We start from the raw sequence: 22,108 nt of genomic DNA, 5'->3' as shown, positions 1-22,108 counted from the left end.
GTGCCCTAGGCCATAAGGCCGTGATTGGCAGATCATTTATTCGGCGAGGAAATCTGGTGGAAAAGGAAGAGTTCAGCCTGTTTTTGGTGAAAAATAGCCTGATAGATAAGGCTGACCCCCGCTTTAAAAGCTTAATGAAATGGCAGGATGTCGACCTTTTCAGAAGGCCGCTTAGCTTTTTGTTTCCCGCCGACGCCCACGGCAGGCTTGATAAATTGCTTGAATGTGACGATGCTCTTCTTGAGGGGGTGGTATTTCCGCGTGTGCCTCTGCGCCTTAAAACGGGTGGCTTCATTAACTTTGATATGAAAATGAAACGCCTTGGCTATGCAGAACGCAGGCTGGATTTTTTCCGCCCCGGTAAGCATGAAGGCTCCTTTGAAGTAGCAGATACGTCGACAGACCTTTACAGCTTTTTTAACTTTGTAGAGGGCTTGTTAAATTCACCTTATGAAGGTGAAATTGGCTTGGCTATGGTAAGTGTTGATGCCTTACGAGAAGGTAGCACACTATCTGATACAGCCAAATATGCTGCTCGCCAGGAAATTGAAAAAGGCCTGAAGGCACGCGCCATTGGGGCAACTCTTGGTATTATGGATGAGGCGAGTTACGGCTTACTTGTAGATGGCACATTTGACGAAAAAGCCTATGCTACAGAAATGCTTGCGGTTGCGGCTAGCCTTAAAATAGACCCTGCCGTATTAACGGCCAAAACCGCCCGTATGAATATGGATAACCGAACACTAGATACCGCTGAGTTGCAGCGAGCACTAGCGCATTCGCGGGCAATTTTTCTGGGTGAGGTAGACACAGGCCAACCCCTTACATGCCTAAGTGGTGTTCTGGATGGTATTCAACATAACCGTAAGCTTATTGAGCAGGCTCTCTCTAAATATGAGTACCGGGTAAGTCCTAGGGTGATACTTGATACTGTTAAAAGCACATCCCTTGCACATTTGCAGCAAGGTAAAATTAATCTTGAGGGCAAAATATGCCAGCCAGATGAAATTCTGGTTATGGCAGACCACCCTGACCTCTGTTTAGTGCATGATTTGGCACAGCTTGATGACCTTATTCGAATGCGGGTCAGGAAAAAACAGATAGAAAGAGAAGTGCCAGATTATTACGAACTTTGCCGCTCGACACTTATTCAGGAAGGTTTTTTTGAAGGGCTGGCAAAGATCATGGAAAAATATAATGAACGCCCTGTGTTTGTGGGCTTTCGCATAAAAGGTGTACCGCCTGTAAAGCGTGGTGGCATACACTGGCATGCGCTCGGGCGGCTTGCTGATCTGGGGCACCCCTTATGGATCGACAGGTTTGGGGACGCTGTTCTAGAAACCGAGGCGCTTGGCTGCGTGCGTGGTGGGTATGTAGAAATTCAGCCAAATTTAATGCGCAAACTCGCGGGCCACTTTGACGGTAAAGACCTGATGGAAAAACTAGTTGAGACATGGCGTTACCGCGATGTGGGGGTATTATCTTGCGATCTGCCGGATTATGATATGAAGGTGTTGGCGCAGGAAATGGGTATTCATATCGCTGTTGAAGATGCCACTTAAAATCTAGGCCTTTTTACCAACCATACTTGCAGGCTTAACCCAGTTTTTAAAATCTTCCTCGCTTACAAGCCCTGACTTTATAGCCGCCTCTTTGAGCGTTATATCTTCAGCATGGGCTTTTTTAGCAATGATCGCTGCTTTGTCATAGCCAATATGGGGGTTAAGGGCTGTTACCAGCATTAGAGACTGTTCCATTAATTCAGCAATGCGGTTTCTGTTAGCTGTAATGCCCATTAAGCATTTATCAGTAAAACTGTGGCTGGCATCGGTAAGCAGGCGTATGGATTGCAGCAGATTATATATAATCACCGGCTTGAAAGCATTCAGTTCAAAGTGACCATTTGAACAAGCAATTGTAACGGTTACATGGTTGCCCATTACCTGTGCACAAACCTGTGTGAGTGCTTCACACTGTGTCGGGTTCACTTTACCGGGCATAATGGATGAACCGGGCTCATTTGCGGGTAGTACCAGTTCGCCGAGACCGCTTCTGGGGCCACTTGCCAAAAACCTGATGTCGTTTGCGATTTTCATAAGGCTGACGGCGAGAACATTAAGAACACCAGATACTTCGGCTGCGGCATCATGGGCTGCTATAGCTTCAAACTTGTTTTTTGCACTGGTGAAGGGTAGGCCTGTGATGGCACAAACATGGTTGGTAAATTCTGCGGCAAAGTCAGGGTGCGCATTGAGGCCTGTGCCTACTGCTGTGCCACCCTGTGCCAGTTCCATGGCTCTTGGAAGGCAGTCGGTTAGGCGGTCAAGGCCAAGCTCTATCTGCCGGGCATAACCAGAAAATTCTTGCCCAAGTGTAATGGGTGTTGCATCTTGTGTATGGGTGCGGCCTATCTTGATAATATCTGCAAATTCAGCTGTTTTTGTTTCCAGTGCTTTGTACAGCGTTTGCACAGCAGGAATAAGGTTTTGCGTTATTTCAAGGGCTATCGCAATCGACATAGCCGTTGGGAAACTGTCGTTTGAGCTTTGGCTCATGTTCACATGGTCATTGGGATGAACAGGGCTTTTGCTGCCCCTTTTGCCGCCCAGTAATTCAATGGCACGGTTAGAGAGCACTTCATTCATGTTCATGTTTGTCTGGGTGCCCGATCCAGTTTGCCACACAACCAAAGGAAACTGATCTAGCATTTGACCCGCAATAATACTGTTTGCTGCATCAATGATCGCATTACCAATGGTCTTATCCAATTGCTGAAGCGCTATATTGGTTTCAGCAGCAGCTTTTTTCTGAATAGCGAGCGCTCTTATAAGCGCTTCTGGCATATGTTCTATACCAATACGAAAATTCTCGTGGGAGCGCTGTGTTTGTGCACCCCAATAACTGTTGGTCGGCACGTCAATGGTACCCATTGTATCTGATTCTGTACGCTTTTCGACCATGAACAGTCTCCTTCGTGTGCAGTCTATGAGAAGTAAGGTAGGGAAGCAAGCGCCGCTGATTGGCTGATCACTGCGGTCAAATTCCTAACAATTATTACATTTTTGGGATAGGCTACTTTTTGATTGCAAATAGTTTTGTCTCCTGAATAGAGATACTTAACAAAAAGCATGTAACCTATATATGTGACATAAAAGGGCAGTTGGTGGTTAGACAGATAAAAAAAGATGTGAAGAGCAAGGTCACTGTCATTGGGTGGCGTGAACATATTGCTTTTCCAGATTTGAATATACCTGTAATCCGTGCGAAGATCGACACCGGAGCCCGCACATCAGCCCTGCATGCAACACATATAAAGCCTGTTACAATAAACGGCGCACCTTGGGTTGAGTTTTGTGTACCGATCGGGAAGCTGAAACGGCAGTGCTGTTTTCCGCTTTGCGATGTGCGTGCCATTAAAAACACCAGCGGTGTGCCTGAAGAGCGCTATGTGATTGAGACATTGCTCGTGATGGGCAAAAGGCGCTGGCACATTGAAGTGTCTCTTGCTGACCGTGAAAATATGGGATTTGACCTAATCCTCGGGCGTACATCAATCCGGGGCAGGCATATTATGGTTGATCCTGGAAAATCATTTTTAGTGGGCCCACCAGTACCGGCATCTGAGGCGGTACTTACAAAAACTATTGAGGTATAACAGATGAAAATCGCCATGCTGGCCCGCAACCCTAACCTTTATTCGCATAAACGCTTGCAAGAAGCAGCCGAAGAGCGTGGCCATACGCTTGATATTATTAACACGCTGCGCTGCTATATGAATATTGCCTCCAGAAGGCCGGAAATTTATTATAACGGTGAAAAGTTGCCGCTTTATGATGCTGTCATTCCGCGCATTGGTGCATCTGTTACCTTCTACGGCCTTGCGGTTCTCAGGCAGTTTGAAATGATGGGGGTGTACCCTTTGAACGAATCTGTGGCTATAGGCCGGTCGCGCGACAAACTCCGCTCTATGCAGATTTTGGCGCGAGACGGTGTTGGCTTGCCGGTTACTACTTTTGCCCACGACCCAAAGCAGACAAAAGAAATACTGAAGCTGTCAGGGGGCGCGCCGCTTGTTATCAAGCTGCTTGAAGGTACGCAGGGCATTGGTGTGGTACTTGCTGATACAGATAGGTCTGCAAAATCGGTGATTGAGGCATTCAGGGGCGCCGGGGTGAATATTCTGGTTCAGGAGTTTATTAAGGAATCGAATGGCACCGATATTCGGGCGCTGGTTGTCGGCGGCAAGGTTGTGGCAGCAATGCAGCGTAAAGGGGCTGAAGGTGATTTTCGCTCAAACTTGCATCAGGGTGGCACTGCACACGCTGTAAAAATACGGCCAGAAGAGCGTTCTACTGCCATTCGTGCCGCCAAGGCTATGGGTCTTAATGTCTGCGGTGTTGACATGCTGAGGGCGAACCACGGCCCAGTGGTCATGGAAGTAAACTCATCCCCCGGCCTTGAGGGCATTGAAACAGCAACAGGCATTGATGTAGCGGGGCAAATTATAGAATTGCTAGAGAAAAAAGCCCAGCCGGGCAAAACCAAAACCAAGGGAAAAGGCTAATGCCAGATCGGGCTTCGTTCAGTATTGGGACGCGTCGTATTGCCCCGGGTACACGGGAAACTGTAAGCCTGCCGGTAAGCGTAACGTCTGACCACACGCCGGTTTCATTGGCTGTGCAGGTGGTGCACGGTAGACGGCCCGGCCCGACCATGTTTGTAAGTGCTGCTGTTCACGGTGACGAAGTGATCGGTGTTGAGATAGTGCGGCGTTTGCTACGTGCCCCCAGCCTTGACCGCTTGAAAGGCACCCTGCTTGCTGTGCCTATTGTTAACTCATTTGGATTTATGAACCGGTCACGTTATTTGCCTGACCGCCGCGACCTGAACAGGTCTTTTCCGGGCAGCCCAAAAGGGTCACTTGCATCGCGTCTTGCTCATATATTTATGCGGGAAATTGTTATTCGTTCCGATTTTGGAATTGATCTGCACTCAGCCGCTATCCACCGTGCAAACTTGCCACAAATACGGGTTTCATCAAAGAAGCCTGAAACATTGGCTCTGGCCGAAGCTTTTGGTGCGCCGCTTGTGCTGCGTTCCGCTCTTAGAGAAGGATCGCTTAGGAAAGCAGCGGGTGAAAAAAATATTGATGTTTTGCTTTATGAGGCAGGCGAAGGGTTGCGCTTTGATGAGTTTGCCGTTAGGGCCGGGGTTACCGGTATTCTACGCATTATGAACAAATTGGGCATGGTGTCTGCTAAAGGCATTACTAAACCCAAAGCCAGCCCTATTTGGTCAAAGTCCAGCCAGTGGGTAAGGGCACCAGCGGGCGGGTTGCTGCGCACTTTTAAACAAATTGGCGAAGAAGTGAAAGCTGGCGAATTGCTCGGTGTTGTATCAGACCCATTTGGGGAGGTTGACGCCGAAATATGCGCGGAAGACGGAGGGCTGGTTATCGGGCGCACAAACTTGCCGGTTGTGAATGAAGGCGATGGCTTGTTTCATATTGCCAGTGTAAAGGCAAAAGATGAGGCAGAAGCAACTGTTGATAGCCTTTCCGCACAGCTGGACGACGACCCCTTGTTTGACGAAGACGAAATTATATAGAGCTAAAAAGCTGAGCGATTTTTTAGCTCAGCTTTTCCCGTTGCCATAAGTCTAAAACCTTTTGAAGCCAGAGCGCTATAGCATCGTGTTTTTCTGCTTGTAAGGCCTGAATCGCCTGTTGGGCTTCAGCAGTTTGGTTTTTCCGGTACCGGTTATGGTGGTGGATAATTGTTTCCTTTAAGGCAACTGTCGTGCGCTCACGGTAGTTCCAAACAGCGCCCATTTCCTGAAAACTTACCCCCGTTTGATTGAGCTGGGGGTTTAACAGTTCATAAAGCCCTAGCTGGTCCATTTTGAGAAGCTTTTGCCTTTTTTTAGGGTCACTAATACCTGCCAGTATTTCAGGGGACGGAAGATTGGTATCTTCGAGCAGTTTGTGATGCTTATGTGTATGTGCTTCCCACTGAGAAAACAGATCCATAACAGTAGGCGTTTGTTTAAAGGCAATAACGCCCGCATTATAAATATCTGTATTAAGGGCTTTAGCGCAGAAGCTGTTATGCGGTGATACGCGCACCATTAGAAGGTCTGCACTGAATAGCAGACGTGGGAAGTCTTTAATGCCAGCATTTAAAATGCGGGTGTCTGTATCAATATAGAGCGTGCGACTGTAAGGGCTGTTTTGCAAAGCCTGCAGCTTTGGAAATTTGCCAGTAACCCATTTTGAGGCATATTTTTTGACAGGGCCTGATTGAATAATTTCAGAGATAAGCTCTGGCGGCGGCATGGGTAGATCAAGGTTTGTAAAAAGACAAATAGGGCCATTATAGCCAACCCGCCGCGCACTAAGCGCAGAAAGGGCTGCATCAAGCACATATTTATAAGACCGTGAAGCCTGATAGATAATACCGTTTTTCTTAAAGGCTTGGGTTTTTGTCGTGCGGCTACTTTCAGGCATAACCCAGAATATCTCTGAGGCCGGGTGCTGCAAAATTGACCAGTTTCTTTTGCATTTCAGGTAGCTCATTGGGCAGTTCTTCTGTGTTACCCGCCAAGTTTTCACGAGCAGTGCCGCTTTGGTTGCGGTCTGACCCTATACGCACACGCTCTTGCCAGTCATGGGGCATTTCCTCAATGCCACATTTGCCAAGAAGTTCGGCAAAAAAATCTTCTGCTTCCTCGGTTTCAAGGTTTTTAACGGCGTGCAATAGGTCTTCATACCTGATCAGCTCTACCTTGGTGCCAAGCCATGACAGGCAGTTGTGGGTGTAAATTTCTAGCATCGTAGGCACTTTGTTATGGATACCAAAAATCATCATGTTCAGGATCTCTTCTGTAGATACATTACCTCCTTTAAGATGCTCGAGGTTGCCTTGAAACGTATCAGAGAGGAAAAACCTAGCCCGTGCCAAAACCCATGTATAGGGGTCGCGTACCAGCAAAATATGGTTCACTGGTTTCAGGGCAATAGCCGAATCGTCAGAGAACAGCAGGTGGCCCCAGCTTAGCTTTGGGCTGGAGGGCGCATAGGCTGCAAGGTGCTGCGATAGTAAGGGGATTTGAATGAAGGCATCATGATATTGCTGCTGAACAGGGACAAACATGCGCATGATATTGCGGATCAGGTGTGTGCCACTTTTGGGGACGCTATTCAGAAATACAGGCTCTTGAAGCGGTGTTTGCTCAAAATTTTTGTTCAGTTCATTCAAATTGTCGGACTTTGCCAGAATGCGCGGCATGAACTTCTCCCCTGACAGTAGGTCGTTACTGTCTGTAGTGTAACAATATTTTAGGGCTGTTTCCTAAAGAAAAGTGCGCCGGCCTAAGCCGACGCACAGAATGCTAGATATCTCTGAATATGTTTCTAGAAGCCGTACTTCACGTTCAGGAAGAAACGACGACCATACCAATCATATTGGCTATAGAAGGCTGAATCGCCCACATTGTACATTTCAGAGTTGTTGTTCCAAACCCGTGGTGGTTTGCGATCCCAAAGGTTGCTTACACCAAGCAGTACAGACACATCTTCGTTGACCTTATAGGTCACAGAAGCATTGTGGTAATGCCAGAATGGAATTTCCAGTGGTACTTCAATGGTTTCACCGAAGTAAGTTGAGGTTGTACCACCCCAGCTTTCTACGTTTGATGTCGCACCAATGAAGGTAACGCCGTAGAAGAAGTCCCATTTGTCGCGCTCAAGTGTCAGGTCAACGCGGCCTGTGTATTTAGGCTCACCTGCTTCACCATTTTCATCGATGAAGGAACCAGGTAGAACCTCTGTTACATCATGGAACTGGAATGTGTGCTGTGTATCAAGTGTAAAGTACCCAAGTTTGGTATCTGTACGATACGTCAGGTGTACATCCATACCGCGGCTTTCCTGTGTCGCGATGTTGATGTAGTTATCTTCAATAGATATGATTTGGTACTCAGGCAAACCAGTTGTGCCGTCTGACCGTGTGATCAGATCACATAGAGGCTCAGTTGCCATATTCTCTGCTTCAAAACAAAGCTTCGAAATATTCTGTGCACCAACCTGAGCAATCTGGCCTTTCACTGTAATGTCAAAATAATCAACAGTCAGTGTTAGGTCTGCCCAGTCTGGTGTCCAGACCATACCCAGTGTTTTAGACGAGGCTGTTTCTGGCTCCAGAGCTTCACCGCCGCCCTGCGTAATGATGGTTGCAGAGATCGCGGATGATAAATCATCAGGGATACCGGCTGCGGCGCAGTTATCAGCAATTTGCTGGCTAATGGCGCCTTCATTAATAGCTTGGCCCCAGTTTAAGCAAGGGTCAGCCGCACTTTGACGTAGTGAAGCAGTTTGGCCCGCAAGGAACGATTCGTACAGAGCAGGTGCCCGGAACGATGTGCTTTTTGTAGCCCTGAAACGAATTTCAGGTGTTACTTGCCAGTTCAAACCAATTTTATAGGTTTTGTCTGTGTCTGACGCGAACGAAACATCACCTTGTGATGCTTTTACAGACGTATAACGACCAGAAATATTCAAGGAAAGGTCCTGAATAAAAGGCTTGTCCGCAATCAAAGGTACTTCAAGCTCACCGAATATGGCCCAAGTTTTCTGGCTACCAAAAGTTGGGCCAGCACTTGATACGCTCCATGCATTACTAACAAGATCCAGCGAGTTATTTGTAGGGTCAGACGCTGCAAGCCCTTGAAGGCGCTGCAGTTCAGCAACATCAGATGGGTTGTTACCAAGGTAGCGGATAGTCTCACCACCATTGAAGCTATACCCTGCATACGTGATGTCACCTGGTGTATCGTTCAGGGATTCGTCCTGAAACTGGAAACCAAAGGCAGCACCAACTGAACCGGCTGGCAGCTCAAACAGGCTACCTGTCATGCTGGCATCAATGGTCATCTGTTTATACAGTGTTGTGCCGGTTTCTTCGTCAAACATGAACTCGCGCTCAGCATCAGAAACATCACCCGCTAGGAAGTCTGGGTCGAGCCAGTCAACATCCACACACTGTTTGCCAGAAATTGGTGTTACTTCATCTGCACCGCAGAGACTAGTGCGGAACATTGTCATGTCGATAGAATCGTTCAGGATTTGCTGGTTATAATAGTCAGCGTCTGAACGGCTAAACTGTGCAGAAACATCCCAGTCCCAGCCCGGCAGCATGTCACCGAAGTCGCCTTTGACACCTGTTACAACACGCATGTAATCAATATCAACAGCACTATCAAACCAATCAGTGATTGGTGTTGGGCTTAGCCAGTTTTCACCTGTCCAGCCATCTGCCAATGGGTTCGCATTGCCTTCACCTACATCACCAGCATCAAAAATAAGATTGTTGGAGTTGTAAATGTAGCTCCAATACTGGCGGTAGCCATTCGCATACGTTTTGCGGCGGTTTACGAGCACTTCAGCATAAGCTGTGATGCTATCTGTGATCTCATATTCACCTTCCATCAGGCCTGTGAATGTCTCAACTTTAGGGATGAGAGCAATTTCATTCTGGTATGGGTGGTCATAGTCTGCAACACCGGCAGAAAGCTTATCATAGTTTACCTGATACCAACCGTCTGGTGCACCAAAATTACCCGGTGCAATACCTGGGATATAGTTGCCCAGATCACCGTTACGGTCATACTGGATAAGCGTTGTTCTTGCACTTTCAAGGTTTGGGTCTGCGGCATAGTCATATACCCAAACATGGCCCCAAAGAAGGTCCTGACAGGCATAGTCACCAGTACGTGGGTCAATCGCGTCCGCACGTTCGCCAGTGTCTGGGTCGTAGAAGTTACCTTCACCGCACTGGAAATACGAACGGTCACCACGTGCGAGTTCGCTCTGGCGGTAGTAATCCGCTGTGATACGGAAGTTACCACGGTCAAAAACTTGGCCGTATGTAGCGTTAATCCGTAGTTCTTCACCGCCTGAACGCTGTGGCTGGGAATAGAAGGCTTCAATAGAGCCGCCATCTTCTTTTTTGGTGATCAGGTTGATCACGCCAGCAACCGCATCTGAACCATATACTGATGACGCGCCGTCTTTAAGAACTTCAACACGCTCAATGGCAGAGATAGGAATTACGTTCAGATCGAAGGATGATACTTCACCGCGAACACCGGCTGGTCCAGCGCGGCGGCCATTCAGAAGTACCAGTGTACGGTTTGCACCAAGGCCGCGAAGGGAAATGGTTTGTGCACCAAGTCCGCCGCTTTGTACAAATTCAGCGCTTGTTGCAGCCGTTACCTGCTGCGAACCGGAAGCAACTGTTGAGGTGCGCAGAAGTGCTCCAACATCAACAATACCTTCTAGTTGTGCTTTATCTGTACGAATTACGTCAACAGGTGCGCTGCTTGAAACTTTAGAACGACGGATACGGGAACCCGTAACCACCACTTCTTCAACTTCACTCATATCTTCATCTGTATCAGAATCTTGTGCCACTGCGAGCGGTGCTGAAATTGCACCAATGGCGAGCATCAATGAAGACGCAGTACCAAGACGCAAAAACGTCTTGAGTTTCTCGCTACTATTCATAAGTGTCCTCCCAAGGAAGTTGTCGCAGTTATACTGGCCGCGACGTTTGTGCCGACAACCAGTTATTAATAAATAGACTGAGCAGGCTAGAATTAGTTCCTAAGTTTAGCGGTAGTGTTGGTACTATTTTACCGAGGATGTGACTTAAGTGTAACAGTTGGTGCTAATGAGTGACAGTCTATTACCTTGTTTTTGGTGCAATATATGGATGATTTCATGATTAAAATTCATCAACTTTATTGTTGTACAATTGTATAACAATTTGATTTTTAAGATAAAAAACAGATTTAAAATAAATTACTTAATTCTAGGGATCGTTGATTTTTTTGATTTTGTAGTACTAGGCAGGAGGTATCCTATAGCAAAAGCTCTATTCCCGGCTTTGAGGCATTCAATAATCGTTGGATATATGCATTTCGAATCAATATTGACCATAAAGACAGGAATGGTATTCGTCGGGGTGTTGATTCGTATGAGTAGATATCGACTTGCTAATTATCTATTAGTTTGATCTGCTGGCGCAGAGGAAATATTTTTAAATTGCTGGAGATAAACGCGTGAGTTCATTCCGATTTGAGGAAGCACAACCAAAAGATATAGATGTTATATTTCAACTTGTTAAAGAACTGGCGGACCATGAGGGGCGGCCAAATGCCGTGACAGCAACGCCACAAGCTTTGGCAGCCCTGCTTTTTGGTGATGCGGCTATTGCAAAAAGCTTTGTCGGATACGGTAATGATAAGCCTGTTGCCTATGCACTGGTGTGTAAAATGTTTTCGAGTTTTAGGGCTAAGCCGATTTTATACATTGAAGATGTTTTGGTAACAAAGACAGTACAGGGTTCTGGTTATGGGCGCTTTATGATGGCACATCTTGCTGACTATGCCCTGAAAACCGGTTGCTGTGCTATGGAATGGTCCGCCCTGACTACTAATGGCGAAGCCGAAGCATTTTATCAGCGCTTGGGCGCAGAGAAAGAGAATGGCAGATTGCACTTCGATATGGGGCTGGATAGCCTTAAACTGCTGGCTGAGCAGCGCGGTGGATGATGAACCGGAAAGAAAAAACAGATATTTATAAACCCTTGCTAATGGCGGTTGAAACGCTCCTGGAGGGTGAACCAAATACAACAGCAAAAATGGCGACGGTAAGCTGCATGCTTTCTGAGGCCTTTGGTGACAGGTTTTTCTGGACAGGGTTTTACTGCGTAGACCCCGCGCGCGAGACTGAACTGGTTGTTGGGCCTTATCAGGGTACATTAGGATGCCTGCGTATAGCTTTTGGGCGCGGCGTATGCGGTACGGCTGCGGCTAGTGGGCTAACGCAGATTGTGGATGATGTGCATGCCATTTCTAACCATATCACCTGCGATAGCCGCAGTAATTCTGAAATTGTTGTTCCCGTGTGGAATGCAGACAAAAAACTTATTGCCGTGCTTGATATTGATTCAACACTTTATGCGGCATTTGACGAGACGGATAAATTGTTTCTGGAAGACATGGTAACTAAAATATTCAAATGAGGACTATATGAAATATCTCCATACCATGGTGCGTGTTACAGACCTAGACGCATCGCTTGATTTTTACTGTAATAAGCTCGGTTTGGTTGAACTCAGCCGCAAAGAGGTGCCGCAAGGCAAATTTACGCTTATTTTTTTAGCAGCCCCCGGTGATGAAGCTGCCCAGGTTGAACTTACCTATAACTGGGAGCCAGAGAAATATGATAGTGGGCGCAATTTTGGCCACCTTGCTTATGAAGTGGATAATATTTACAAAACCTGTAAGGCCTTGCAGGATAAGGGTGTAATTATCAACCGCCCACCCCGCGATGGTAAGATGGCATTTGTTCGTAGCCCAGATAATATTTCTATAGAATTACTGCAAAAAGGCGAGGCTTTAGAGAAAGCGGAACCTTGGGTGTCGATGGAAAATACAGGTACATGGTAGCGTAATTTAATAAAATCCGATATATTATGTACTTGGGGTTGAAAAAACCTTTTCGCAAGTGGGTTTTGTATCATACAACTTACGCTACAGGGTTGGTACAGGTAAAGGCTAAGGTGTTTTGGGGAGTGGTTTGTGAAGCTACATTGGTCTGATCGAATTTCTTTCAAGTTAGCTTGGACAGCCGTATTAATTGCGTTTGTTGTGGGTCTCGTTTTATCTGCCGGGCAAGTTTATCTTGATTATCTTGAAGAAGATGGAATCCTTAACCAGAAGGTAGATAAAAGCCTTGAGGTAGCAGAAAATGCCGCTACCCGCGCTGTTCTTATTCTTGATTCAGATTATGCTGCTGAGGTTGTTTCGGGCTTGTTAGCGTACCCTTATATAGCAGAAGCGGCCATTCTTGATGATCATGGTTCTGTGCTGGCGGGCAATGTTAAAAACACGGCGACGGAAAAAGGTGGCGGGCTGGATTTTGCACGGCTGATTATTGATGATATTTCCATCCATAGCCGCGAGCTGGAACTTCCTGAAACAATGGCAGAGCGCCCGGGCACGTTGCGAGTTGTTGTTGACCGGGCTGTTGGACTGGAACCCTTTTTTGCGCGGGCAATTACCACTTTTATGTCTGGTCTTGTACGTAACCTGCTACTTGTCATGCTGCTGTATTTTGCGTTTCATCAAGGCTTGACAAAACCGCTCACGCAGATTGTTGACAAGATTGCGAGCATTAACCCAGAGCACCCGCATGAACAGCGTATCATCGTCAATAAACGTCATAAAAAAGATGAGTTGGGCTTGTTGGCGACGCAGATGAACCTATCGTTTGATGCTATTCAGGTCCTGCTTGATAATCTCAGATCGACAAATAAAGCACTTTCAGCCTCAGAGGAAACTCTTAGAAAGCGGTCTTGGGAATTAGAGCAGGAAATTGAACGCACTAAAAAAACCTCTGTTGAGCTTATCATCACCAAAGAGCAGGCCGAGGCAGCAAACCGAGCGAAAAGTGTGTTTCTGGCAAATGTTAGCCATGAACTTAGAACCCCGCTTAATGCGATTATTGGTTTTTCCAGTATTATGTCAGACCAGATGTTTGGCCCGATTAGCAATAATAAATACCGCGAGTATATTGATGATATTCGCTCTTCCAGCCAACATCTTTCAGATGTTCTGGGTGAGGTGCTTGACCTTGCAAAAATTGAAGCTGGTCAGTTTAAAATGGAAGAAGAAACCGTTGATCTCGAAAAGCTTATTGTTGAAAGCCAAGCCCTTGTCAATGGTCAGGCCGCGCAAAAAGGCTTTAGTATTGAGCTTGACCTTAAAGAAGGTTTGCCCAAAATTAAGGGTGACCGTCTGCGCATGAAGCAATCGGTTCTAAACCTGCTTTCCAATGCAGTTAAATTCACTCCCGGTGGCGGTTCCAATGTTAGTGTCAAAGCGTGGCAAACTCCTGAAAAAGAAATGGCCATACGTGTAAGTGATCATGGCATTGGGATCCCTGAATCTGATCAGGATCTGATTTTCACACCGTTCATGCGGGCAGCATCTGCACTTAGCCGCAGCCACGAGGGAACGGGCTTGGGGCTTTCAATAGTGAAGGTGTTTGTAGATATGCATGAAGGCCGTATTGAGCTTGAAAGTGAAGTAGATAAAGGAACAACCTTTACCCTGTATCTACCGGCATCACGGGTTATTCAAACAGTAGACGCTTAGCTTTCAAGCCTTCATATCGTCTTGGTTTATCAAATGCGCTGTGCTAGTCACAGGCATGCACATAAAGTCTGCCAAATTCAGGAGAAAATAATGCTGATTGTTCTGTCGCCAGCAAAAAAACTAGATTTTGAAAGTGAAAATTTGCGCGCTGATAACAGCATACCTGCCTTAATGACTGAAACCAAAACGCTTATCAAGCAGGCCAAAACGCTTAAGGTTGAAGACCTGAAAGCAATGATGGGTATTTCAGATAATTTGGCAGAGCTGAATGTTGCCCGCTTCAAGGCTTTTAAAACGCCCTTTACACCAGCAAATGCCCGGCCTGCACTTGATGCCTTTAAGGGTGATGTATATGTAGGGTTAAATGCAGAAACGCTTGATGATGAAGCCCGGTCTTTTGCAAATAACCACATCAGAATTTTATCAGGTCTGTACGGCGTTTTAAGGCCCCTGGATTTAATGCAGGCTTACCGTCTGGAGATGGGCGTAAAGTTTGCCTCAGAGCGAGGGGCTACTCTGTATAGCTTTTGGGGGGACAGAATTTCGAAAGAATTGAATAAAGCCTTCTCAGGAGGGGAGGACCCAGTACTGATTAATCTTGCCTCGGGCGAGTATTTTAAAGCTGTTGATAAGAAGGCGCTAAAAGCACGGATTGTAACACCTGTGTTTCAGGAAGTGCGTGATGATAAGGCTAGGGTTATTTCGTTTTTGGCAAAAAAAGCACGGGGAATGATGGCGCGTTATACTGTCGATAACCGCATTACAGACCCTGAGAAATTAAAAGATTTTTCTATTGATGGTTACAAATATCAGGCTGATAAAAGCACAAAGGATGAATGGGTTTTCCAGCGGCCTCAGCCTTAAATAGCGGTTACTGTCGCCTGTCTGAAAATATATAAATTTTTCGTGTAGTAAAGATAAGTTGTTTCGACTCTGGCATTTGCATCTGTATAGTTAGCCAAAGTCAGGAAAATTTACTGGAGCAGATCAATGGAATTCAGAGTGAATGGCCGGACCGTATCGTATGATGGGGAAGGCGATATGCCTCTTCTTTGGTACATACGCGACATTGAGGGTATGACGGGAACAAAGTTTGGTTGCGGCGCTGGTCTGTGCGGGGCTTGCACGGTTCATGTGGACGGCTTTGCTGTAAGATCGTGCCAGACATTTATGGAAGACATTGAAGGTCTTGATGTGACGACCATTGAAGGTCTTGCTGATAAAGATAAATTGCATGCTTTACAGCAGGCATGGGTCGATAATAACGTGCCGCAGTGTGGGTACTGTCAATCAGGTCAACTTATGCAGGCGGCTTCACTACTTGCCGAAAACCCAACGCCAACAGACGAAGAAATAGACACTGCGATGGAAGGTAATATTTGTCGCTGTGGTACCTATCAGCGTATTAAAAATGCCATTCGTCAAGTAGCAGGAGGGGCAGCATGAATACCTCCATAAGCAATGTGTCCCGCAGGGATGTTGTAAAAGGTTTAGGTGTTGGTACGGGCCTTGTTCTTGCGCTGCCTTTAGTAAGTAAAAACCTTTTTGCGGCCATGAAAGGCCACCCCCGTGAATTTGGCTCAGCGTACCTGACAATTGGCCTTGATGGTACAGTGCATATTTATATTCACCGTGTTGAAATGGGGCAAGGCAGCCGCACCGGGCTGCCGCAAGTTATTGCTGACGAACTGGAAGCAGATTGGGACAGGCTGGTTTTTGAAGCCGCTTACGGCGATAAAAAATTTGGTGACCAGAATACCGATGGTTCAACCTCAATTCGTATGTTCTACGATACATTTCGCCGTGCTGGTGCTGCGGCCCGCTTGATGCTAGAGCAAGCAGCCGCAGCAAAATGGGGTGTTGCATTGGGCGATGTTACCGCCCAAAAGCATCGGATTATAAATAACCTAACAGGCCAGTCAGAAGATTTCTCAGTGTTTGTGGATGCTGCATCAAAACTGCCCGTGCCTGATAGCAGCAAGGTTACATTAAAAGCTCCCAAAGACCATGCCTATATAGGCAAGCCCAAACGCAATATTTATATGAATGACTTTGTAACGGGCAGCAGCGTTTTTGGTCAGGATGTAAAGCGTGACAATATGCTGTTTGCGGTTGCTGCGCGTCCTCCTGTTGTTGGTGGTAAGTTAAAGGCCTATAACCGTGATGCCGCAATGGCCATTAAGGGTGTTGTTGATGTGGTGGAACTGCCTAGCCTTGAATTTCCGGCTATGTTCAAGCCGCTTGGCGGTGTTGCCGTTGTTGCAACAAACACATGGTCTGCCATCAAGGGCCGCACGGCATTAGCGGCAACATTTGAAGGTGGGCCGAATGCAGGGTACGATTCTGTTGAGTATGAAAAAACTTTATGGCAGGCGATCGACGGTGTTGGCACAACGCATTTGCAGCGGGGCGATGCGGAAGATGTAATTGCATCGTCAAAAAAGGTGTATCAGGCAGACTATTACGTACCGCATTTAAGCCATGCACCCATGGAACCTCCTGCCGCGACAGCGGAATGGCAGGGCGAAAACCTGAGCATGTGGGTATGCTGTCAGGATCCGCAATCAGTTCAGGAAACTGTGGCGCCGTTTTTTAATAAAAAGCCTGAAGAAATATATGTTGAGGCAACGCTTCTCGGCGGCGCCTTTGGGCGTAAGTCAAAGCCTGATTTTGCTGTTGAAGCTGCGGTTCTCGCAAAAAAAGCTGGTCGCCCTGTTAAAATGGTGTGGACACGGGAAGACGATATTCAGCATGGCTACTATCATACGGTATCTGCCCAGCGTGCAGAGGCGGCGGTTGGCGCAGATGGTAAAGTAACGGCTTGGAAACACAAAGCAGCCTATCCGCCAATATTGTCGACCTTTAAAGAAGGTGCGTCTGGCCCGCAAGGAAATGAGCTTGGCATGGGGCTTATAGATATGCCCTTTGAAATCCCGAATTTGCAGGTTGATTCAGGGGCAGCCGAGGCTCATGTGCGTATTGGTTGGCTACGGTCTGTTTGTAATATTCAGCAAGCTTTTGCTGTTGGTTCCTTTGTTGACGAGATAGCGCAAGGTGAGGGGCAAAATACCGCAGACCTATGGCTTGAGATGATTGGCAGCGACAGGCACGTTAACCCAGCAGATGACGGTGCTGAGTTTCATAACTATCATATGTCGCTAGATGAAATGCCCTATGATACCGCCCGGTTGAAATCGGTCCTCAGAAAAGCTGTGGAAATGTCCGGCTACGGCAAGGACATGCCAAAAGGTAAGGGTATTGGCATTAGCGTGCATCGTAGTTTTGTTACTTATGTAGCCTGTGCGGTTGAAGTAGAGGTATTGGAGAATGGCACCATTAAGGTACCAAAAGCATGGATTGCAGTAGACTGCGGTACGGCGGTGAACCCAGACAGGGTGAAAGCGCAGATGGAGGGCGCGGTGCTGTTTGGTATGTCGATCGCGCTTCACAGCGAAATTACAGCCGAAGCCGGGCAGATTATGCAAAGTAACTTCGACAGCTATCAGGTGTGCAGAATGAGCGAAAGCCCTGATGTTGACGTATATATCATGGAAAGTAATGCTGCCCCCGGCGGTGTGGGTGAACCGGGTGTACCGCCTGTGGCTCCTGCTCTCACAAATGCTATTTTTGCGGCAACAGGTAAGCGCATTCGTAGGCTACCCATTAAAGATCAATTAATGGCCTGAAGCCTATGGTGAAAATAATAAAAAACGGGGCAAATGCCCCGTTTTCGTTTTCTAGCCATAGGATAGTAAACTGTTAGCCAAGACGGATTTTTAAATCCATGTTTTCAGCAACAGCTTTTGTTTTTTCGCCCTGTTTGCTTGCTTCTGCCAGTTTGAAAGTGATCGGCACAACAAATGAATGCTGATTAAGCCCTTCTGGCAACGAAGGCAGCTTTGCAACGCGCAGCGCAAGGCGCATCGCCTCTGCATCCAAGATGTCACTGCCAGATGTTTCTGTAATCTGAACACCCTTTACAAGGCCGCTACCTGAAACTTCAAAGCGAACCTTTACTTTGCCCTCAATCCCGCGGTTGATAGCTGATTGTGGGTAATAATTATTTTCAACGATTTCATTACGAACCTTGGCAGACCATTCTGTCATGGTATCAGTTGCTTGTGCAGTGCCAAGTGGTAGCAGGGCAAAACTAGCGGCAACAAGAGTTGAGATGAAAGAAGTGCGAAACATATTTAGCTCCTGAAAATAGCAATGGGTTCCTTAGTTGACCTGCGCAGACTATAGTTTTCTTTGGTTTCAACTTTGTCACAGCTATGTGAATAATAAATTTATCACGCCTATCAGGGTTGCAAAAAGCGCATAGCTAAAGTGCTGGAATAGCAAAAAGGGCGTTGCTATAAGCAGCGCCCTTCATGTTTTGGTCTCATGAAAACCTGGTTTTAAAGTGTAAAAGATACAGGCACCAAGAGAGAGTCAAACTCCAGTCCTTCTGGCACAGCAGGCAGGCTTTTCAGGTTAATAACCTGTTTCAACGCTGCCATATCCAGCAATTCATGACCAGATGTTTCAATAATTGTTGCACCTTTGAGTTGGCCTTTTGCCGTCATCTGCACAAGTAACAGAACCTGACCTTGTAATTTCTTGTCGAGTGCAATCTGGGGATAGGATTGCTGCGACGCGATTTTGGAGCGAACTTTAGCAGCCCATGCATCATAGGTGTCAGACGCTTGAGCAGAAGCCAAAGGGGTGGCAAGGAAAAGTCCTGATAATAGGGCAGTTCCGAGGAGTGTTTTTTTGATAGAAGTGGGGAACATCTTCAAATCTCCGATTGGGGGGTTGCTTTTCGTTGCAGAACACATACCTACATCATGCCTGCATTAAAAATGTACACTGCCCATTCTTTGATCAGCAAAGTTAATAAACGCATAGGTGCTACGCACTTTATGCATGGCTATGTAAAGTGTTCACACGTATTCATATTTTCAGTAATCATGCGGTTGCGGTATGAATAAGACTATGGTTCATGCTGTTTGGGGTAACTGAGACCTTGCGGTAAAGGCAATGAGCGCGATTGGGGAGGGATACCAAGAGGCATCGGGGAAAATCACACATCTGACCGTTTGGCAAGGCCTCAGTTGCAACATCCAAGCAGTGCATGCTTTAGATGTTGTTTTTTGTTTCTTTATCTCCTTGTAATATAAAGGAAATAGGAAGTTCAAATGTATGCTCTTGCAAACCCTCAGGTAAGGAAGGTAAGCCTGTCAAGGTGGCAGCAAGCCTCATAGCTTCTGAATCTAATAGATGGTTCCCAGAGGCGGATACCATTTGAACACTTTTGATCTGCCCGGTTTTCATGACAGTAACGCGCACCATAACTTTACCCTCTATGCCATTCTTAATAGCACGTGCAGGATAATGCTTGTTACTGGCAATTTCCTTTTGAACCTGTGCGGCCCAGTTGTTTAGACCCTCTTGGGGCGCAGAAAATGCAGGTTGAAGTGAGACAAGGGTGCAAACTGCAGCGCATGCTAATATGATGTGGCGGCGCATTAAAAAGTCCTTTCCTGTATTTGCAATTAATAATCATTATTAACTAAGAGTACAATACAATATATTAGGAATGCTAAAAGGCTCATTTTTCGAATAGGAGCTATGCTTGCAGAGCATGGCATGCAGGCTCTGTTAATATGCGTGGCTAATGCTGCTCAACTGTGTGTTGGGCGGGCTAAGCTAAAGACGGTGCGATGCTTACATCCAGGGTTTCTTGCTGGTTTCAACGCAGTATAAAATAGTATCGCGCCAGCTTTTTGCATCTTCCATGGGAATATAAGGTAGCTTGAGCGTTGTTCCTGCCAGTTTGATGGTAAGTGTGGCTAACTGTTTGCGGCGCTGGCCGGGTGATTGTTTTACCTCAACAACCTGCGCCTTATATAGTGGGAATACTGTAAGTTTGTGACCAATGAACCCTGTGCGTATCAGGGCGTGTTGGGTATCGGTGTAATATCCGTACATACTTGTTCTGCGGGCTATTATAGGCCAAGCGAAAAACGGCGCTAAGAGCGCTAGCATGCCATCATTGCCGACCGAGAAGCTTAGGCAAAGCGCAGTGATCAAGGAAAGCGGGACAATGAACCAGACGACAATCCTGCGTGTATAATACGAACTGATAGACTGAAGCTGTGCAACGTTCCAGTTAAAGGAAGGGTATAGTTCTTCTGACAGCTGTTTGGTAAATGCGTCAGGGCAGCTGGGAATGATAAAGGCCTTTTTCGTGTTGGCTGCCGCCGATTTTTCATTGAATCCAATCTGTTTTATAGTGATATGGTGCCGGTTAAAAAGCCTTGCTGGCCATGGTTTATTGAGCCTGAGGCACTGTATTTTGCTTTTTGATAAACTGGTTTCCTGCCGTTCAAACAAGCCCTTGCTTTGGTGCAGTTGGCGTTTATCACTTGTTAAGTGGTAATCATAATAAAGTACAATAGCGCCAATGGCAGAGATCATCATCAGGCTGAGGATAAAAGTGATGATACCTGTAGAAAATAATAGCCCTATAATCAGCTTGTCACCACCGGTCATGTCTATAATCGTGGCTGCTACAGTATCGGTGAAAGCATAGTCTTTCCAGTTGACTTGGGCGATTGCGGCGATGATTAAGCTTGCAAAAATCCAGATGTTATTATTTGAAAGGCCATAGCGTATCAGCTCGCTAATAGGTTGGCGTAGCAGGGTTTTAGCCTCCGTTGGCACAGGCGTTGGCACATCTTTGCACTCTGTGCCATTTTGGTCGGAATTTGTGCCATTAGTGTGCCTGAAATGTGCCTTGTCTGGCGCTGTGGTTTTAGCACGCAGAACCAAACGCCGAATTTCTTCTGCAAGCTGTTTTTCTATGCCCGCGAGGCTCACTTCCTCGGCGGAGGATCCCGCACTTTCAATGGAGAGGGCAACCAGCCCGAAAGGCCGAAAATAGATCGGCTCTCTGATAGTAATATTCTGGATGCGATCAAAGCTGATAGAAAGCCGCTTGCGTGTCAGCACCCCGCGCTGGATAAGGACACTGTCGCTGCTTAGCCGGTAGCGAAACTTTAAATATCCCATAAAGGCCGCAGCGGTAAGTAACAGGCCAAGTACCAGCAGCAGTACTATAACGAGAAATAGTTGATTATGCAGAAAAGTGACAGCTACCGCGAGCGCCGGTAGCAGGCTTTGCAATCCTTGCTGAAAGCTCTGGAACAGAAATTTTATGGCAAAGTGCAAAATGGCGATGGGTGATAGCTGGTGCCATTTATCGGTTTGCAGGTCCTTTATGGTTTTGGGTTGCTGCGGTTCAGTCATCTACCGCGCCTGTGCTGTCTGCAATGCCGGCTTTTTGCAAAATATAACTGCGCAGTTTTGAGGCCCTGCCAAATGACAGGCCGGGAATGCTCATATCAGTGCTACCGCCGCCTGCGGTATATATTTTAAGGGTCGTAAGTTTCAGCATTCGCTCAAGCGGGCCACTTTCCATTTCCACATGCTGAATGCGGTTAAAGGGAAGCGAAATAACTTTTTGCCATATAACACCAGAACGGAAATGAATGTCGTGCTCGCGGAGGGCTACCCCGCGTGCGCCAGCAATAACGGGCGTCACTATAAAGCCTGTTGCTATAAACGCTACAAAGGCAGGGAATGCCCATAGGTAGTCCAGAAATATAATAATACCGCTCGCGAAAAACACAGCAGTAGAGCTTGTTAACCCGGCAATACCGCAGATAAACACCCAAGGGATAAGGAGGCTGGTTTTATATCCGGGATCGAGCTTTTCAAAAAGCAGGTCGCTACAAGGGTTAAGGCTGGCCTCAGGCATGGTGCTGTTTTCAAATGGTGTGCTGCTCATTTTGTCCCCCGTATGCCAATTGCAGTGTGAAAAAGTGGGGTTAAGCGCTTTTGG

Annotated in this window: 20 protein-coding genes; 11 read left to right on the top strand and 9 right to left on the bottom strand. The window is 46.8% G+C overall.

What is annotated here, in order from left to right; genetic code table 11:
* Nucleotides 1-20: 20 nt before the first annotated feature.
* Nucleotides 21-1,562: a hypothetical protein gene (locus ICL80_RS14445; RefSeq protein WP_194213443.1), complete on the top strand. Its 1,542-nt coding sequence runs from the start codon at nt 21-23 to the stop codon at nt 1,560-1,562.
* 3 nt (nt 1,563-1,565) lie between these two features.
* On the opposite strand, the gene fumC is transcribed toward ICL80_RS14445, so the two are convergent.
* Nucleotides 1,566-2,960: a class II fumarate hydratase gene (gene fumC / locus ICL80_RS14440; protein ID WP_194213442.1), complete on the bottom strand. Its 1,395-nt coding sequence runs from the start codon at nt 2,958-2,960 to the stop codon at nt 1,566-1,568.
* Between the two features lie 203 nt (nt 2,961-3,163).
* Between fumC and ICL80_RS14435 the strand changes: the two genes are divergently transcribed.
* The 3 genes from ICL80_RS14435 to ICL80_RS14425 are packed head-to-tail and all read left to right on the top strand — an operon-like array spanning nt 3,164 to nt 5,607.
* The gene (locus ICL80_RS14435) at nt 3,164-3,655 is read left to right on the top strand and encodes an ATP-dependent zinc protease family protein (protein WP_228073562.1); all 492 of its coding nucleotides are present in this window, start codon (nt 3,164-3,166) and stop codon (nt 3,653-3,655) included.
* 3 nt (nt 3,656-3,658) lie between these two features.
* Nucleotides 3,659-4,564 (top strand): 30S ribosomal protein S6--L-glutamate ligase, encoded by a 906-nt coding sequence (gene rimK, locus ICL80_RS14430; RefSeq protein WP_194213441.1) that lies wholly within the window; start codon nt 3,659-3,661, stop codon nt 4,562-4,564.
* The gene (locus ICL80_RS14425; RefSeq protein WP_194213440.1) at nt 4,564-5,607 is read left to right on the top strand and encodes a succinylglutamate desuccinylase/aspartoacylase family protein; all 1,044 of its coding nucleotides are present in this window, start codon (nt 4,564-4,566) and stop codon (nt 5,605-5,607) included. Before rimK ends, ICL80_RS14425 begins: the two co-directional genes overlap by 1 nt.
* A gap of 22 nt (nt 5,608-5,629) precedes the next feature.
* On the opposite strand, the gene ICL80_RS14420 is transcribed toward ICL80_RS14425, so the two are convergent.
* From ICL80_RS14420 to ICL80_RS14410, 3 genes are all read right to left on the bottom strand, one after another.
* Entirely contained in the window at nt 5,630-6,505 is an 876-nt protein-coding gene (locus ICL80_RS14420) for a hypothetical protein (RefSeq protein ID WP_194213439.1), read from the bottom strand.
* Nucleotides 6,498-7,286, bottom strand: coding sequence for a hypothetical protein (locus tag ICL80_RS14415; protein ID WP_194213438.1), 789 nt, complete (start codon nt 7,284-7,286; stop codon nt 6,498-6,500). Before ICL80_RS14415 ends, ICL80_RS14420 begins: the two co-directional genes overlap by 8 nt.
* Nucleotides 7,287-7,411: 125 nt before the next feature.
* Complete coding sequence (locus ICL80_RS14410) at nt 7,412-10,561, bottom strand: TonB-dependent receptor domain-containing protein (RefSeq protein WP_194213437.1); 3,150 nt, start codon at nt 10,559-10,561, stop codon at nt 7,412-7,414.
* A gap of 557 nt (nt 10,562-11,118) precedes the next feature.
* Here ICL80_RS14410 and ICL80_RS14405 point away from each other — a divergent pair.
* The 7 genes from ICL80_RS14405 (at nt 11,119) to ICL80_RS14375 (ending at nt 17,906) form a co-directional block, all read left to right on the top strand.
* Nucleotides 11,119-11,610, top strand: a complete 492-nt coding sequence (locus ICL80_RS14405) for a GNAT family N-acetyltransferase (protein WP_194213436.1) — start codon at nt 11,119-11,121, stop codon at nt 11,608-11,610.
* The gene (locus ICL80_RS14400) at nt 11,610-12,083 is read left to right on the top strand and encodes a GAF domain-containing protein (RefSeq protein WP_194215889.1); all 474 of its coding nucleotides are present in this window, start codon (nt 11,610-11,612) and stop codon (nt 12,081-12,083) included. The genes ICL80_RS14405 and ICL80_RS14400 overlap by 1 nt, the downstream gene beginning before the upstream one ends.
* 7 nt (nt 12,084-12,090) lie before the next feature.
* Nucleotides 12,091-12,510 carry a VOC family protein gene (locus ICL80_RS14395; protein WP_194213435.1) on the top strand — a complete coding sequence of 140 codons (420 nt, stop codon included), beginning with the start codon at nt 12,091-12,093 and terminating at the stop codon, nt 12,508-12,510.
* A 132-nt stretch (nt 12,511-12,642) separates the two neighbouring features.
* Complete coding sequence (locus ICL80_RS14390) at nt 12,643-14,220, top strand: ATP-binding protein (protein WP_194213434.1); 1,578 nt, start codon at nt 12,643-12,645, stop codon at nt 14,218-14,220.
* 90 nt (nt 14,221-14,310) lie between these two features.
* Nucleotides 14,311-15,084 (top strand): peroxide stress protein YaaA, encoded by a 774-nt coding sequence (gene yaaA, locus ICL80_RS14385; protein WP_194213433.1) that lies wholly within the window; start codon nt 14,311-14,313, stop codon nt 15,082-15,084.
* A gap of 126 nt (nt 15,085-15,210) precedes the next feature.
* Entirely contained in the window at nt 15,211-15,666 is a 456-nt protein-coding gene (locus tag ICL80_RS14380; protein ID WP_194213432.1) for a (2Fe-2S)-binding protein, read from the top strand.
* Nucleotides 15,663-17,906 (top strand): xanthine dehydrogenase family protein molybdopterin-binding subunit, encoded by a 2,244-nt coding sequence (locus ICL80_RS14375; RefSeq protein WP_194213431.1) that lies wholly within the window; start codon nt 15,663-15,665, stop codon nt 17,904-17,906. The genes ICL80_RS14380 and ICL80_RS14375 overlap by 4 nt, the downstream gene beginning before the upstream one ends.
* A gap of 73 nt (nt 17,907-17,979) precedes the next feature.
* Here the strand turns inward: ICL80_RS14375 and ICL80_RS14370 are convergent, their stop codons facing one another.
* The 5 genes from ICL80_RS14370 to ICL80_RS14350 all read right to left on the bottom strand — a co-directional run bounded on the left by ICL80_RS14370 (nt 17,980) and on the right by ICL80_RS14350 (nt 22,054).
* Complete coding sequence (locus ICL80_RS14370; protein WP_194213430.1) at nt 17,980-18,411, bottom strand: energy transducer TonB; 432 nt, start codon at nt 18,409-18,411, stop codon at nt 17,980-17,982.
* A gap of 209 nt (nt 18,412-18,620) precedes the next feature.
* Nucleotides 18,621-18,995: an energy transducer TonB gene (locus ICL80_RS14365; RefSeq protein WP_194213429.1), complete on the bottom strand. Its 375-nt coding sequence runs from the start codon at nt 18,993-18,995 to the stop codon at nt 18,621-18,623.
* A gap of 346 nt (nt 18,996-19,341) precedes the next feature.
* Nucleotides 19,342-19,731 carry an energy transducer TonB gene (locus tag ICL80_RS14360; protein WP_194213428.1) on the bottom strand — a complete coding sequence of 130 codons (390 nt, stop codon included), beginning with the start codon at nt 19,729-19,731 and terminating at the stop codon, nt 19,342-19,344.
* A gap of 198 nt (nt 19,732-19,929) precedes the next feature.
* Nucleotides 19,930-21,513: a PH domain-containing protein gene (locus ICL80_RS14355; RefSeq protein ID WP_194213427.1), complete on the bottom strand. Its 1,584-nt coding sequence runs from the start codon at nt 21,511-21,513 to the stop codon at nt 19,930-19,932.
* Nucleotides 21,506-22,054 carry a PH domain-containing protein gene (locus ICL80_RS14350; RefSeq protein ID WP_194213426.1) on the bottom strand — a complete coding sequence of 183 codons (549 nt, stop codon included), beginning with the start codon at nt 22,052-22,054 and terminating at the stop codon, nt 21,506-21,508. The genes ICL80_RS14355 and ICL80_RS14350 overlap by 8 nt, the downstream gene beginning before the upstream one ends.
* Nucleotides 22,055-22,108: the final 54 nt, after the last annotated feature.

The sequence above is a fragment of the Kordiimonas pumila genome (assembly GCF_015240255.1).
Taxonomy (GTDB): domain Bacteria; phylum Pseudomonadota; class Alphaproteobacteria; order Sphingomonadales; family Kordiimonadaceae; genus Kordiimonas; species Kordiimonas pumila.
Note: the sequence above shows the minus strand (reverse complement) of the source record. Positions and strands in the feature narration are given on the sequence as shown.

Bases quoted from the DNA above. Each gene is read 5' to 3' on its own strand.
- fumC (WP_194213442.1), bottom strand. From the start codon at position 2,960: ATGGTCGAAAAGCGTACAGAATCAGATACAATGGGTACCATTGACGTG.
- rimK (WP_194213441.1), top strand. From the start codon at position 3,659: ATGAAAATCGCCATGCTGGCCCGCAACCCTAACCTTTATTCGCATAAA.
- ICL80_RS14425 (WP_194213440.1), top strand. From the start codon at position 4,564: ATGCCAGATCGGGCTTCGTTCAGTATTGGGACGCGTCGTATTGCCCCG.
- ICL80_RS14420 (WP_194213439.1), bottom strand. From the start codon at position 6,505: ATGCCTGAAAGTAGCCGCACGACAAAAACCCAAGCCTTTAAGAAAAAC.
- ICL80_RS14415 (WP_194213438.1), bottom strand. From the start codon at position 7,286: ATGCCGCGCATTCTGGCAAAGTCCGACAATTTGAATGAACTGAACAAA.
- ICL80_RS14410 (WP_194213437.1), bottom strand. From the start codon at position 10,561: ATGAATAGTAGCGAGAAACTCAAGACGTTTTTGCGTCTTGGTACTGCG.
- ICL80_RS14400 (WP_194215889.1), top strand. From the start codon at position 11,610: ATGAACCGGAAAGAAAAAACAGATATTTATAAACCCTTGCTAATGGCG.
- ICL80_RS14395 (WP_194213435.1), top strand. From the start codon at position 12,091: ATGAAATATCTCCATACCATGGTGCGTGTTACAGACCTAGACGCATCG.
- yaaA (WP_194213433.1), top strand. From the start codon at position 14,311: ATGCTGATTGTTCTGTCGCCAGCAAAAAAACTAGATTTTGAAAGTGAA.
- ICL80_RS14380 (WP_194213432.1), top strand. From the start codon at position 15,211: ATGGAATTCAGAGTGAATGGCCGGACCGTATCGTATGATGGGGAAGGC.
- ICL80_RS14375 (WP_194213431.1), top strand. From the start codon at position 15,663: ATGAATACCTCCATAAGCAATGTGTCCCGCAGGGATGTTGTAAAAGGT.
- ICL80_RS14370 (WP_194213430.1), bottom strand. From the start codon at position 18,411: ATGTTTCGCACTTCTTTCATCTCAACTCTTGTTGCCGCTAGTTTTGCC.
- ICL80_RS14365 (WP_194213429.1), bottom strand. From the start codon at position 18,995: ATGTTCCCCACTTCTATCAAAAAAACACTCCTCGGAACTGCCCTATTA.
- ICL80_RS14360 (WP_194213428.1), bottom strand. From the start codon at position 19,731: ATGCGCCGCCACATCATATTAGCATGCGCTGCAGTTTGCACCCTTGTC.
- ICL80_RS14355 (WP_194213427.1), bottom strand. From the start codon at position 21,513: ATGACTGAACCGCAGCAACCCAAAACCATAAAGGACCTGCAAACCGAT.
- ICL80_RS14350 (WP_194213426.1), bottom strand. From the start codon at position 22,054: ATGAGCAGCACACCATTTGAAAACAGCACCATGCCTGAGGCCAGCCTT.